This window comes from Gordonia sp. McavH-238-E (assembly GCF_022348225.1).
In the GTDB taxonomy this organism is placed as follows: domain Bacteria; phylum Actinomycetota; class Actinomycetes; order Mycobacteriales; family Mycobacteriaceae; genus Gordonia; species Gordonia terrae.
The window spans coordinates 161,410-174,997 of sequence record NZ_JAKRFE010000009.1 but is presented as its reverse complement, the minus strand read 5'-3'; the positions used below and the strand labels follow the sequence as shown (position 1 = coordinate 174,997).

14 protein-coding genes are annotated in these 13,588 nt (G+C 69.2%); 10 read left to right on the top strand and 4 right to left on the bottom strand.

The window, feature by feature from the left end:
* The first annotated feature begins 3 nt into the window (after positions 1-3).
* The 9 genes from dapE to MHN80_RS15645 all read left to right on the top strand — a co-directional run bounded on the left by dapE (position 4) and on the right by MHN80_RS15645 (position 8,067).
* The gene (dapE, locus tag MHN80_RS15685; protein ID WP_239402570.1) at positions 4-1,104 is read left to right on the top strand and encodes a succinyl-diaminopimelate desuccinylase; all 1,101 of its coding nucleotides are present in this window, start codon (positions 4-6) and stop codon (positions 1,102-1,104) included.
* Between the two features lie 44 nt (positions 1,105-1,148).
* Complete coding sequence (locus MHN80_RS15680; protein ID WP_239402569.1) at positions 1,149-1,928, top strand: TIGR00730 family Rossman fold protein; 780 nt, start codon at positions 1,149-1,151, stop codon at positions 1,926-1,928.
* Between the two features lie 43 nt (positions 1,929-1,971).
* Positions 1,972-2,508, top strand: coding sequence for a TIGR00730 family Rossman fold protein (locus MHN80_RS15675; RefSeq protein ID WP_004019224.1), 537 nt, complete (start codon positions 1,972-1,974; stop codon positions 2,506-2,508).
* A 76-nt stretch (positions 2,509-2,584) separates the two neighbouring features.
* Positions 2,585-4,390, top strand: a complete 1,806-nt coding sequence (locus MHN80_RS15670) for a long-chain-acyl-CoA synthetase (RefSeq protein WP_239402568.1) — start codon at positions 2,585-2,587, stop codon at positions 4,388-4,390.
* Between the two features lie 71 nt (positions 4,391-4,461).
* A complete protein-coding gene (gene folP / locus MHN80_RS15665; protein ID WP_239402672.1) occupies positions 4,462-5,286 on the top strand; it encodes a dihydropteroate synthase in 825 nt (274 codons plus the stop codon).
* Entirely contained in the window at positions 5,283-6,311 is a 1,029-nt protein-coding gene (locus MHN80_RS15660) for a glucosyl-3-phosphoglycerate synthase (RefSeq protein ID WP_239402567.1), read from the top strand. Before folP ends, MHN80_RS15660 begins: the two co-directional genes overlap by 4 nt.
* A gap of 115 nt (positions 6,312-6,426) precedes the next feature.
* Entirely contained in the window at positions 6,427-6,822 is a 396-nt protein-coding gene (locus MHN80_RS15655; protein ID WP_239402566.1) for a DivIVA domain-containing protein, read from the top strand.
* Between the two features lie 103 nt (positions 6,823-6,925).
* Positions 6,926-7,093, top strand: a complete 168-nt coding sequence (locus MHN80_RS15650; protein WP_004019232.1) for a DUF3117 domain-containing protein — start codon at positions 6,926-6,928, stop codon at positions 7,091-7,093.
* A gap of 2 nt (positions 7,094-7,095) precedes the next feature.
* Positions 7,096-8,067 (top strand): putative RNA methyltransferase, encoded by a 972-nt coding sequence (locus tag MHN80_RS15645; RefSeq protein ID WP_239402565.1) that lies wholly within the window; start codon positions 7,096-7,098, stop codon positions 8,065-8,067.
* Here the strand turns inward: MHN80_RS15645 and glgA are convergent.
* The gene (gene glgA, locus MHN80_RS15640; protein ID WP_239402564.1) at positions 8,046-9,212 is read right to left on the bottom strand and encodes a glycogen synthase; all 1,167 of its coding nucleotides are present in this window, start codon (positions 9,210-9,212) and stop codon (positions 8,046-8,048) included. The genes MHN80_RS15645 and glgA overlap by 22 nt on opposite strands.
* 130 nt (positions 9,213-9,342) lie before the next feature.
* Between glgA and glgC the strand changes: the two genes are divergently transcribed.
* Positions 9,343-10,557 (top strand): glucose-1-phosphate adenylyltransferase, encoded by a 1,215-nt coding sequence (gene glgC / locus MHN80_RS15635; RefSeq protein WP_086534567.1) that lies wholly within the window; start codon positions 9,343-9,345, stop codon positions 10,555-10,557.
* On the opposite strand, the gene MHN80_RS15630 is transcribed toward glgC, so the two are convergent.
* From MHN80_RS15630 to cofD, 3 genes are read right to left on the bottom strand one after another with little or no spacing between them, the layout of a single operon-like run.
* Positions 10,554-11,150, bottom strand: coding sequence for an NUDIX hydrolase (locus tag MHN80_RS15630; protein WP_239402563.1), 597 nt, complete (start codon positions 11,148-11,150; stop codon positions 10,554-10,556). The genes glgC and MHN80_RS15630 overlap by 4 nt on opposite strands.
* A complete protein-coding gene (locus tag MHN80_RS15625) occupies positions 11,147-12,496 on the bottom strand; it encodes a coenzyme F420-0:L-glutamate ligase (protein ID WP_239402562.1) in 1,350 nt (449 codons plus the stop codon). Before MHN80_RS15625 ends, MHN80_RS15630 begins: the two co-directional genes overlap by 4 nt.
* Positions 12,493-13,530 carry a 2-phospho-L-lactate transferase gene (cofD, locus tag MHN80_RS15620; RefSeq protein ID WP_239402561.1) on the bottom strand — a complete coding sequence of 346 codons (1,038 nt, stop codon included), beginning with the start codon at positions 13,528-13,530 and terminating at the stop codon, positions 12,493-12,495. Before cofD ends, MHN80_RS15625 begins: the two co-directional genes overlap by 4 nt.
* Positions 13,531-13,588 lie beyond the last annotated feature (58 nt).

Sequence of the window (13,588 nt, the reverse complement as noted above, 5' to 3'; positions counted from 1 at the left end):
GGGGTGAGCACTCCCGATCTCGACCTGACCGCCGATCCCGTCGACCTGACCGCCGCGCTCGTCGACATCGAGAGCGAGTCGCGCAACGAATCGGCCATCGCCGACGCGGTCGAGGCCGCACTGCGGGCGCAGACAACCGGTTTCGAGATCCTCCGACACGGCAATCGCGTTCTCGCCCGTACCGATCGGGGGCATGCCCGGCGAGTCATCCTCGCCGGTCACCTCGACACCGTGCCGGTGGCCGGCAACCTCCCGCACCGCCGTGAGACCCATCCGGCGGACGGTGACGTCCTGCACGGCTGCGGCACCGTCGACATGAAGTCCGGTGACGCGGTGTTCCTCCACCTGGCGGCAACGCTGCCCGAGCCGGCCTCCGACCTGACGCTGATCTTCTACGACTGCGAGGAGATCGCGGCGGAGTTCAACGGCCTCAACGACATCGAACGGGAACTCCCCGAATGGCTGGCCGGCGACGTGGCGATCCTGGGCGAGCCGACCGCGGGGCTCATCGAGGCGGGATGCCAAGGAACACTCAGGGTCCGGCTGTCGACGTCGGGGACCCGGGCGCACTCGGCCCGGTCGTGGATGGGCGACAACGCCATCCACAAGCTCGGCAATGTCCTGACCACGCTGGCGGGTTACGAGGCCCGTCGGGTCGACATCGACGGCTGTGAGTACCGCGAAGGTCTGTCCGCGGTCGCCGTCGGGGGCGGGGTCGCGGGCAACGTGATCCCCGACGCCGCACACGTCGACGTGAACTTCCGCTTCGCGCCCGACCGCTCGATCGATCAGGCCCTCGACCACGTGCGCGAGGTGTTCGCCGCCGACCTGGCCGACGGTGTCATCGAGCTGGCGGTCACCGATTCGGCCGCCGGCGCCCTGCCGGGTCTGGCACACCCGGCCGCTGCGGCGCTCGTCGAGGCCGCGGGTGGCCGCTTCCGCGCGAAATACGGGTGGACCGATGTGTCGCGGTTCTCGGCGCTGGGCATCCCGGCTGTGAACCTGGGTCCCGGCGACCCCAACCTCGCGCACCGCGTCGACGAGCGGGTCCCGGTGGAGCAGATCCGCGCGGTGACCGAGCTGCTGCGCGACTACCTGTCCTGAGTGGCCGGATCGGGTGGCCCGGCCACGCTGCTAGCGTGACCGCCATGTCGACCACGCCCGATCCCGCCACCGACACCGACGGAACCGATCCCGACACCTGCTACGTCGGGCCCATCCGCATCCGCCGGGATCAGCAGGGCAAGACCACCGATCGACGGCTGCTCGAGTGGGTCGACCCGCGCGACGCCGAGCGGCGCTCGGAGCGGACCATGCGCGACTCGTGGCGCGTGCTGCGCATCCAGTCGGAGTTCGTGGCCGGGTTCGACGCCATGAGCGAGGTGGCCGAGGCCGTCACCGTGTTCGGCTCCGCCCGCCTCGCCCCGGAATCGCCCGAATACGCGCTCGGGGTGCGGGTCGGACGTGCGCTCGGCGAGGCCGGGTATGCGGTCATCACCGGCGGTGGGCCCGGAGCGATGGAGGCCGCCAATCAGGGCGCCCGCCAGGCGGGTGCCCAGTCCATCGGCCTCAACATCGAGCTGCCCTTCGAGCAGGGCCTCAACCCGTGGGTCGATCTCGGGATGAACTTCCGGTACTTCTTCGTCCGCAAGACGATGTTCGTCAAGTACGCGCAGGCGTTCGTCTGTCTCCCCGGCGGGATGGGCACGCTCGACGAGCTCTTCGAGGCGCTGACCCTCGTGCAGACCAAGAAGGTGGTGCGATTCCCGATCGTGCTGGTGGGCAGCGACTTCTGGGGCGGGCTCCTGGCCTGGATGCGCGATGTCCTCGCCGCGCGCGGGATGATCTCGCCCGAGGATCTGGACCTGCTCACCGTCGTCGACGACCCCGATGACGTGGTCGCCGCGATCGAGGCCGCCACGCCCTGAGGGCCGAGATGACCGGGTCGGGCGGCGATGGCACGATTGCCCGGTGAGTGCTGTCTGTGTCTATTGCGCGTCCGGTCCCGTCGACCAGCCCTATCTCGACCTCGCCGCCGAGGTCGGGCGGACCCTGGCCGAGCAGGGGCATGTCGTCGTCTCCGGTGGCGGGAACATCTCCATGATGGGCGCGCTGGTCAACGCCGCCCGCGAGGCGGGCGGTCACACGATCGGCATCATCCCCCGCGCGCTGATGAAGCACGAGGTCGCCGACCTCGGTTCGGGGGAACTCGTCGTCACCGAGACCATGCGCGAACGCAAGCGGCTCATGGACGAGCGCGCCGACGGGTTCATCACCCTGCCGGGCGGGATCGGGACGCTCGAGGAGCTCTTCGAGACCTGGACCGGTGGCTATCTCGGGATGCATGACAAGCCGGTCGTCCTGCTCGATCCTTCCGATTTCTACGCGCCGTTGCTCGACTGGCTGCGAGAGTTGTCGACAACCGGGTTCGTCGCCCGGCGATCGCTGGACCGACTGCTCATCTCGCGGTCGGTGTCCGACGCGGTGGAGTTGGCGACGGCACGGTGAGGCCTTGCTACCGGCCGGTAGGGTAGCGCGTGGGTGCGCGGGGCACCTGATATGCCAGCGGGAGAGCGGAGGGCAGATGTCCCCAGAGGTCGAGCAGCAGGACAATCGGCAGCAGAGCGTGAAGAAGACGGTCGGTATCCCCGACCTTCTTCGTGGTGTGGTGAAGATGGCGCCACATGCGACCGGGATGATCAAGCACGCACCGGGGCTCATCCGTCGCCCACCCGAGGCCAAGCGGACCATCGGTTCGGTCTTCCAGAAGCTCGCGGCCGAGCACCCCGACCGCCCCTTCGTCCGGTTCGAGGGCCGCACGACCACCTACGGTGAGGCCAACCGCCGGGTGAACCGTTACGCCGCAGCGCTTTCGGCCGACGGCGTCGGCACGGGCGACGTGGTGGCGCTGCTGTCCAAGAACTGCACGACCGACCTGCTGCTGATGCTCGCCACCGTCAAACTCGGTGCCATCGCCGGGATGCTGAACTACAACCAGCGCGGTGAGGTGCTCGAGCACAGTGTCGGACTGCTGGAGGCCACGGTCCTCATCCACGATCCCGAGTGTGCCGAGGCGTTCGACTCGATTCCGGAATCGGTTCTGCCGCAACATGTCTACGACTTCGCCGAGTTCGACGCCGCCGCCGAGGGGCTCTCCGAGGCCGATCCGGAGGTCACCGAGCAGCTGCCCGCGTCGACCAAGGCCTTCTACATCTTCACCTCCGGTACAACCGGAATGCCGAAGGCGAGCGTGATGAGCCACAACCGGTGGCTGGCGAGCCTGTCCGGCATCGGTGGTCTCGCGGTGCGGTTGCGCCACAGCGACACCATGTACGTGCCGCTGCCGCTCTACCACAACAACGCGCTGTCGGTCTCACTGTCGTCGGTCCTCGCCTCCGGCGCGTGTATCGCCATCGGGCGGTCGTTCTCGGCGTCGAAGTTCTGGGACGACGTGATCCTCAACCGTGCGACGGCCTTCTGCTACATCGGCGAATTGTGTCGCTACCTTCTCGCGCAGCCCGAGAAGCCCACCGATCGCCAGCATTCCGTACACACCGTGGTCGGCAACGGTATGCGCCCGGACATCTGGGACGAGTTCCGCGAGCGGTTCGGCGTCGACCGCGTCGTCGAGTTCTACGGGGCCAGCGAACTCAACCTCGCGTTCGTCAACGCGTTCAGCGTCGACAAGACCGCCGGCTTCTGCCCGCTCCCGTACAAGATCGTGGAGTACGACGAGGAGGGGAACCCCAAGCGCGGCGACGACGGTCGGCTCGTGAAGGTCGGCCGGGGCGGCACCGGCCTGCTGCTCGCGCAGATCAGTGACCGGGTGCCCGTCGACGGTTACACCGACTCCGAGGAGACCGAGAAGAAGATCATCCGCGACGCCTTCAAGGATGGCGACTCCTACTTCAACTCCGGTGACCTCGTCCGCGATCAGGGCTTCGCCCACATCGCCTTCGTCGACCGGCTCGGTGACACCTTCCGCTGGAAGGGTGAGAACGTCGCCACGACCCAGGTCGAGGGGGCGGTCGACTCCTACGAGGCCGTCGCCCAGTCCGTCGCGTACGGCGTCGAGGTCCCGGGAACCGACGGTCGCGCCGGGATGATCGCGATCAAGCTGCGTGAGGGCGCCGACCTCGATCCGAGCAAGTTCGCCCGTCACCTCTACGACGCGTTGCCGTCGTACGCGGTGCCGCTGTTCGTGCGGATCGTCGACGACTTCGAGCAGACCTCGACCTTCAAGAACCGCAAGGTCGAGCTCCGCAAGGAGGGATACGCCGACGCCGAGGCCGACCGACTCCACGTACTGCTCGGCAAGGAGAAGGGCTACACCGAGTACTACGACGGCTATCCCGACGACGTCGCCGCGGCCAAGGTTCCCAAGGGGTGAGTTCGAACCCGGAGGCGTCGGTGTCGCCGACGCTGTGCGGGCGTCGGGTGCCGACCGATCGCGCGCTGGTCATGGCGATCGTCAATCGCACCCCCGACTCGTTCTACGACCGGGGAGCGAGCTTCGACGACGCCGCCGCACAGGCGCACGTCGATCGGGTGGTGGCCGAGGGCGCCGACATCATCGACGTCGGCGGGGTGAAGGCCGGTCCGGGTCGCGAGGTCGATGCCGCCACGGAGGCGGCCCGGGTCGTCGGCATGATCTCGTGGATCCGCGACCGCCACCCGGACGTGCTGATCAGCGTCGACACGTGGCGCAGCGAGGTCGCCGACCAGGCCTGCGCCGCCGGCGCGGACCTCATCAACGACACGTGGGCGGGATTCGATCCCGAGGTGGTCGCCGTCGCCGCCGAACGTGGCGTCGGGATCGTCTGCTCGCACACCGGTGGCGCGCGGGTGCGGACGCGACCGCACCGCGTCGCGTACGGGGATTCCGTCGACGACGTGGTGGCCGACGTCATCCGGGAGGTGACCTCCGCGGCCGAACGGGCGCTCGCGGCGGGGGTCCGGAGGGACTCGATCGTCATCGATCCGACGCACGATTTCGGCAAGAACACCCACCACGGGCTGGCTCTGTTACGTGGCGTGAAAGATCTTGTTAACACGGGCTGGCCGGTGCTCATGGCGCTGAGCAACAAGGATTTCGTAGGGGAGACTCTGGGTACAGACCTAGCGCAACGATTGGAAGGGACACTGGCCGCGACGAGTCTGGCCGCCGCACAGGGCGCCCGGATCTTCCGCGTTCACGAGGTCGCCGCCACTCGCCGTGTGGTCGACATGGTCGCTGCCATCGCGGGAACGAGACCACCCGCCCGAACAGTCAGGGGACTCGCATGACCAAGCAGAAGCGACGTACGCCCAGCACCGTCATCAGCCGGGACAAGGCCGCGATGTGGCCGACGGTCGCCCAGGCCCCGGGAACCGAGCAGCGCTGGTCGTCAACCCACACCTGGGAACAGCCCGACTGGACGATCGACGAACTCATCGAGGCGAAGGACGGCCGGACGATCTCGGTCGTGCTCCCCGCGCTGAACGAGGAGGAGACAGTCGCCGACGTGATCGCGACGATCATGCCGCTCTACGGGAGCCTGGTGGACGAGGTCATCGTCCTGGACTCCGGTTCCACCGACGCGACCGCCGAGCGAGCGCTCGCCGCCGGCGCGCAGGTGGTCACCCGCGAGGAGGCGGTCCCCGAGCTGGACCCGGTCAAGGGCAAGGGCGAGGTGCTCTGGCGTTCGATCGCCGTGGCCACCGGCGACATCATCGCCTTCGTCGACTCCGACCTCATCGACCCGGACCCGATGTTCGTGCCGAAGATGCTGGGTCCGCTGCTCGTCAACCCCGAGATCCAGCTCGTGAAGGGCTACTACCGGCGGCCGCTGCGCACGGGCGGCACCCACGACGCCAACGGCGGCGGTCGCGTGACCGAGCTCGTCGCCCGGCCGCTCCTGGCCTCCCAGAAGCCCGACCTCACCGCAGTGCTGCAGCCGCTCGGCGGCGAGTACGCCGGCACGCGCGAGCTGCTGTCGTCGGTCCCGTTCGCGCCCGGCTACGGGGTGGAGATCGGGCTGCTCATCGACACCTACGACCGCCACGGTCTGGCCGGTATCGGTCAGGTCAACCTCGGGGTCCGGACCCATCGCAACCGCCCGCTGGTGGAACTGGGGGTCATGAGCCGGCAGATCGTCGGAACCCTCATGCGCCGGTGCGGGATCGAGGACTCGGGCGTCGGCCTGACCCAGTTCACCGCCGAGCCCGACGGGTCGTTCACGCCGCACACCACCGAGGTCTACCTCGAGGATCGTCCGCCGATGAACACCGTGCGGGTGCTGGACACCAAGGCCGAGGAGATGGCCTCCTAGGGGCACCGGGCACGGCACCCACACGGACCCGGCGACCGCGCGCCACACCGGGAGCGGTTGTCGGGTTCGTGCTGTGCCGGACTCCGGTCCGAGTGTTTCTGTCAGGATGGATCGCATGCAGACGCTGCTGCTGTACCTGCTGATCATGGGGCTCGTCATCGCGGTCGTGTTCGCCATCGTCTGGTTCGTGTTCGGACGTGGTGAAGATCTTCCGCCGGTCGAGCCCGACACGACCCTCACCAGACTGCCGTCGGTGGGGATCACCGGCGACGACGTCCGCGCGCTGCGGTTCGCGCAGACACCGCGGGGCTACAAGCAGTCCGAAGTCGATTGGGCGCTGGCGCGTCTCGCACATGAGGTCGACGATCTGCGCTCGGTGATCGCGCGCCTGCGCGACCGGGAGCCGGTGCCCGGGACGCCGGTCGACACGCACCCCGACGATGCGGCCGCCGACCACGAGAACGGTGGTGCCGGCGCGTGGCGGCCGGGCCCGCCGACGGCCCCGGGGTAGGCGCGCAGCGGGTTCCGCGCGGCGCGCGTGTCGCGCACTGGCAATCGTGTGAGACGCCTACACGTATCATGTTCGGAGCAGGGACCTTGAAGGGAGCTTGAGAATGGCGGCAATGAAGCCACGTACTGGGGACGGCCCCCTCGAAGCGGCCAAAGAAGGGCGTGGAATCGTTGTCCGGATTCCGATCGAGGGTGGGGGTCGACTCGTCGTCGAGCTGACCGCCGACGAAGCAGCCGCGCTGGGCGAGGAACTCCGCGGGGTCACCGGCTGAACATGCCCCACGAGGGCAGTTCCCATGAGGCCCGGGCGGACACACCGACACCGCACCGGGCGCATGGCCTCACTTCGATCGTCGAGATCCTTCGATGCCCGGTGTGCACCGGGCCGCTCTCGGTCGACGGCACTGCTCTGCGTTGTCCCGACGCTCATTCATTCGACATCGCCCGGCAGGGCTACGTCTCACTGCTCGACGGTCGGTCGGGCTCGTTGCGCGCCGACACCGCGGCCATGGTGGCCGCCCGGGCGCGTGTGCACGACGCCGGTTTCTTCGCCCCGGTGGTCGATTCCGTCGCCGGACTCGCCGCCGAGTTCGCGAGCGGAGTCCCGCGGCCCGTGATCCTCGACGCGGGCGCCGGTGGCGGACACTATCTTCGCGCCGCGGTCGCGGCGAGCGGAACGTCGGACGGTGTCGTCGAATCCCCGGTCGCCGGAATCGGCATCGACCTGTCCAAATACTGCGCGCGCGCCATCGCCCGGGGGCCGCACGCGCTCGCCGCCGTCGTCGGCGACGTCTGGCGCGAGCTACCGGTCGTCGATGACGCTGTCTCGGTGGTGCTCTCGGTGTTCGCGCCCCGGAACGCGTCCGAGTTCGCCCGGGTTCTGACACCTGATGGCGCACTGATCATCGTGAGCCCGGGGCCCGACCACCTCTCCGAGCTCATCGAGCCGATGGAGATGCTCCGGGTCGACGCCACGAAATCCGCACGGCTCCATGCCGCGCTCGACGACGGTTTCGAGCCGGTCGACGAGGCTCCACTGCGGTACACCGCGGACGTCGGCGCCGGGATCATCGGCGATCTGGTCGCGATGGGACCCTCGGCATTTCATTCCGAGGAGGCCGACATCCGCTCTCGTGCCGACGACTTCGCCGGGGACGGCCGCGTACCGGTGACGGTGTCGGTCGTGGTCACGACGTGCCGGCCCACCCGCGGACGGCGCCCTGATCAGCGTCGGACGGACTCGTAGACGCCCAGGGTCTGTTCGGCGATCGATGCCCAGGAGAACTCGGCGTCGGCACGTTCGCGGCCGGCCGCGCCCATCGCCGATGCCGCGGCCGCGTCGGAACCGACCGCGTTCACCGTCTCGGCCAGATCGTGTTCGAACGTCTCCGGATCGGCGGGGTCGTAGCGGACGAGGCGGCCGGTGACGTTGTCGCGCACCACCTCGGGGATGCCGCCGACCCCCGAGGCCACCACCGCGGTGCCACAGGCCATCGCCTCGAGGTTCACGATGCCCAGCGGCTCGTACACCGAGGGGCACACGAAGACCGTTGCCGCTGTCAGTATCTCGCGGATGCGGGGGAGAGGGAGCATCTCGCGGACCCAGTGCACGTCGGGACGCGAGGCCGACAGTTCGCCGACCGCCCGCTCGATCTCGGCGCCGATCTCCGGGGTGTCCGGTGCGCCTGCGCAGAGGACGAGCTGGATCTCCGGGTCGAAACGGTGGGCCGCGGCCACGAGATGCGCGACGCCCTTCTGCCGCGTGATCCGGCCGACGAACGCCACGATGGGTCGGTCGGGGTCGAGTCCGAGGGCCGTGGGTGTCGAGTCGGGTCCGAACGGGTCGGCGACCGGATACCACTGCGAGGTGTCGATCCCGTTGCGCACCACGTGGACACGTTCGGGGTCCAGTCGCGGGTAGGTGTCGCAGATCTCGGTTCGCATGCCCGCACTCACCGCGATCACGGCGTCGGCGTACTCGACCGCATTGCGTTCGACCCAGCTCGACACCCGGTACCCGCCGCCGAGTTGCTCGGCCTTCCACGGACGCGACGGTTCGAGCGAATGCGCGGTGAGGACATGCGGCACGTCGTAGAGCTGCCCGGCCAGGTGCCCGGCGAGACCGGTGTACCAGGTGTGGGAGTGCACGACGTCGGCGTCGGCCGCGCCCACGGCCATCCGCAGGTCGGCCGAGAGGGTCGTGATCGCCGCGTTCGCCCCGGCCAGCCCGGGGTCGGGGGTGTACACCGCGGCGGTCTCCCGTTCGGCGCCCATGCAGTGCACGTCGACGGTGATGAGATCGCGGAGATGGCGGACCAATTCGGTGACGTGGACACCGGCACCGCCGTAGACCTCAGGTGGATATTCCCGTGTCATCATCGCCACCCGCATGATCTCGACGCTAGTGCCATCGCGCGCAGTTCGCCATCGGTGCCGGTAAACGGTCGCCGCGACCGGGACGCGGGCATTCTTCCGGCCCGGTCACCTGGCCGACGGGTTCGATGGCGGTTAAGTTGGGGGAGTGAGATCTGAGCCGCACGTCCTCGGCATCGTCCTCGCAGGCGGCGAAGGCAAGCGTCTGTACCCGCTGACGATGGACCGCGCCAAACCTGCGGTGCCCTTCGGCGGTGCCTACCGGCTGATCGATTTCGTGTTGTCCAACCTGGTCAATGCCGGTTACGAACGCATTTGCGTGCTGACACAATACAAGTCGCACTCGCTGGACCGGCACATCTCGCAGACCTGGTGGACGTCGGGATTCCATGGCGAGTACATCACCCCGGTCCCGGCCCAGCAGCGGCTCGGACCGCGCTGGTACACCGGCAGTGCCGACGCGATCTTCCAGTCGATGAACCTCATCACCGACGAACGGCCCGAGTACATCGTCGTCTTCGGCGCCGACCACGTGTACCGGATGGACCCGTCGCAGATGGTGGCGGCGCATGTCGAATCCGGTGCCGACGTGACGGTCGCCGGAATCCGCGTCCCGCGCGCCGAGGCGACGGCCTTCGGCTGCATCGACTCCGACGAGAGCGGCAAGATCACCCGCTTCCTGGAGAAGCCGACGGATCCGCCGGGGACGCCGGACGATCCCGAGTCGACGTTCGCGTCGATGGGCAACTATGTGTTCACCACCGAGGCGCTGGTCGACGCGCTGCGCGCCGACGCCGCCGATTCGGACTCCGACCACGACATGGGCGGCGACATCATTCCGGCCTTCGTGCGCCGGGACACCGCGTATGTCTACGACTTCAAGGACAACGACGTCCCCGGTGCCACCGAACGCGACACCGGCTACTGGCGGGACGTCGGAACGCTGGACGCGTTCTACGAGGCACACATGGACCTCGTGTCGGTGCACCCGATCTTCAATCTGTACAACGGCCGCTGGCCCATCCGCGGAGAGACACACAACCTGCCGCCCGCCAAGTTCGTCCAGTCCGGGGTCGCCGAGGACTCGGTCGTGGGATCCGGCTGCATCATCTCCGGGGGCACGGTCCGCAACTCGGTGCTGTCCTCGAACGTCATCGTCGAGGACGGCGCGGTGGTCGAGGGCAGCGTGCTGATGCCCGGCGTCCGCGTCGGAAAGGGTGCCGTCGTCCGCAAGGCGATCCTCGACAAGAACGTCGTGGTGGGCGACGGCGAGCAACTCGGTGTCGACGTGAGCGCCGACCGCGAGCGGTTCTCGGTCAGCGCCGGTGGTGTCGTGACGGTCGGGAAGAACATCCGGGTCTAGCGCGGATGTCCGTCCCGCAAGGCCGCGCCGATGAGTGTCGCGATGTCGACTCCGGCGTCGTCCGGGAGTGCATCGATCGGCCACCACCGCAGATCCACCGACTCGTCGCTGCGCACGACGCGCGGTAGTCCGCCGCCGGACGTCGGAGCGGCGATCACCCGGTACCGGACGTCGAGGTGGCGCGTGGGGACGCCCAGCGAGCAGGTGATCGGGTGGGTGTGCAGGTGCACGATCCCGCCTCCGGGATCGGCGGGGTCCGCCGAGTCGAGCACGAGGTCGGGCATGCCCGATTCCTCTCGCGCCTCACGCAGCGCCGCGTCGGCGATGGTGTCGTCGGCCGGTTCGCAGTGTCCGCCGAGCTGAATCCACTTGCCGACCCGGGGATGCAGGGTGAGCAGGACGTGCCGGCGGGTGGCGTCGAAGACGATCGCCGAACCCGTCAGATGTCCCGGCGCACTGGCTCGTAGGCATGCCTGCGAGGATGCCGCCAGGAATGCGAGGTACGTGTGACGGAGCGTGTCCTGGTCGGGATCGGATGTGTCCCAATGGGTGAGGGCCTCGACGGCGGATGCGTGCAGCGACTCGGCGGTCACAGCTCGAGTACCCAATCGGCGGTGGGGGCGGGGTCGCGCAGGCCCGCCGGCTCGAGGGGGTGACCGATCGCGACCGCGCCGAGTGGTTCCCAACTCGGGTCGAGGCCGAGGACTCGGCGTACGGTCGGCGCGGCGAAGATGGTCGACCCGATCCAGCAGCTGCCGAGGTCGCGCACCGACAGCGCCGTGAGCAGGGTGGCGACCGCTCCGCCTGCGGCCACCGTGAACATCGTGTGTTCGGCCGTGTTCCGCCGCTCGTCGGGGTACTCGTGAACGCCGTCGGGCACGAGGAACGGGATCACCAGTTCCGGGGCGTCGTAGAGGATCTGGCCGCGCCGCAACCGTTTCTCGATGGACTCGGTTGTCTTGGAATCCGATTCGAGGTCGGCGCGCCACTCCTGCGCCATCGCGTCGAGGAGTTCCCGGCGCCGCGGGCCGGACCGCACCCAGACGAAGCGGACCGGATGCGTGTGGTGCGGAGCGGGGGCGGTGAGCGCCTCGCCGAGCGCGGCACGCAACTCGGCGGGGTCGACAGGCCGGTCGGCGAAGTTCCGCACCGAACGCCGCGTGCGGATGGCCTCACGACGTCCCTGGGCGATCGCCTCCTCGGTCCCGAGGCGGAACAGGTCCTCCTCGTAGGGGCGGATCAGAGCGGCGGCCGTGGTCCCGTCGTCCGCCGGACCGAAGCCGCGGACGACGGCGACGGGGACCGCCGCGAGTTTGCCCTTAACGAGATCCGCCGCCGAGGCGAGTTCGTCGGCCACCGCGATCTCGGTGACGATCAACGGGTTTCCGTAGTCGTCGACACCGCCCTCATACGGATGGGTCACGGCGATGCCCGACGCGCCGATGGCGACATCGGTCTGCCCGGTCCGCCAGGCGCGGCCCATCGTGTCGGTGATGATCACCGCGACGTCGAGGTCGGCGACCTCGGCGATGGCGAGTCGGAGGGCCGCCGCGCTGCGGTCGGGGTTCTCCGGGAGCAGTGCGAGCTGGTCGCTGCGTACGTTCGAGCCGTCGATCCCGGCCGCGGCCTGGACCAGGCCCAGCCGGTTCTCGGTGATCAGGGTCCGGTTCTTGCGTGCCAGCACGCGTACCGATTCGTCGTCGACGAGGCGCCGGCGCAACGCGTCGCGCTCCTCGGGGTCGCTCGGCGCGTCGACCATCCGGCCCTCCGCCTTGGAGATGATCTTGCTGGTGACCACCAGGACGTCACCGGACTCGAGCCACGGTGCGGCGGAGAGGATCTCGCGCGCGACGTCGGAGTCGGCGGTGAACTCGGGCAGGCCGGTCACCGGATGGATCTCGAGGTGGCCCGGGGCGCGGTGGTCGGGGCGGGCGGTCACGCGGGGCCCTGGTTGGAGTCGGGGAGCGCGACGTCGACGAGCGCGCACGCCGCGCGCACCATCTGGGCGGTGGAGGCGGGATCGGTCATGAGGAGGGGTGCGGCGCCGATGGCGATGCCGTCGACGGTGGCGTGGTCGCCCTCGGCGATCAACCACCCGTCCAGGATGCCGTTGCCGCTGCGGGCGCCGTAGTGCCCGGCGATGCCCTCTGCCGAGGACTCGACCTCGATCACCGAGAGACACTCGTCGGCCATGCCGCGCAGCGGCCGATTGTCGATGACCGGTGAGATACCGACCACCGGGGCCTTCGTCTGCCGCAGCGCGCTGCGCATCCCGGGAACGCTGACGATCGCGCCGATGCTCACGACCGGGTTCGACGGTGCGAGCAGGACGACGTCGGCGTCGGCGATCGCGTCGAGGACGCCGGGTGCGGGTGCGGTGTCATCCGAACCGACCTGCGCGAAACCGAAGGTGGGGATCTGGGCGCGATGGCGCACCCACCATTCCTGGAAGTGGATCGCGACCCGTTCGCCGTCCTCGCCGTCGGGCTTGGCGACCACGACGTGGGTCTCGTGACGGTCGTCGGTCACGGGCAGGAGCCGCACACCGGGATTCCATCGGCGGGACAGCGCGGCGGTGACGTCGGACAGCCGGTACCCGGCATCGAGCATCTGGGTCCGGATGAGATGCGTCGCGAGGTCGCGATCGCCGAGGCCGAACCAGTCCGGATCGGCACCGTAGGCGGCGAGTTCCTCCTTCGCGTGCCAGGACTCGTCGCGCCGGCCCCACCCGCGTTCGGGATCGATCCCGCCGCCGAGGGTGTACATGCACGTGTCCAGATCAGGACAGATGCGGACGCCGTGCATCCACGCGTCGTCGCCGACGTTCACGATCGCGGTGATCTCGTGTTCGCTCGCCTGCCCCCCGGACGAGTCGTCCTGCGGGGCCGGGAACGCCGTCGGCCCGAACAATTCGCGCAGACCGAGGAGGAATCGTGCCCCTCCGACGCCCCCGACGAGTACGGTCACCTTCACAGCAGGTACTCCTTCACACCGCCACTGTAGTGCGCGGTGTGCGAGGGCGGTCAGGGGC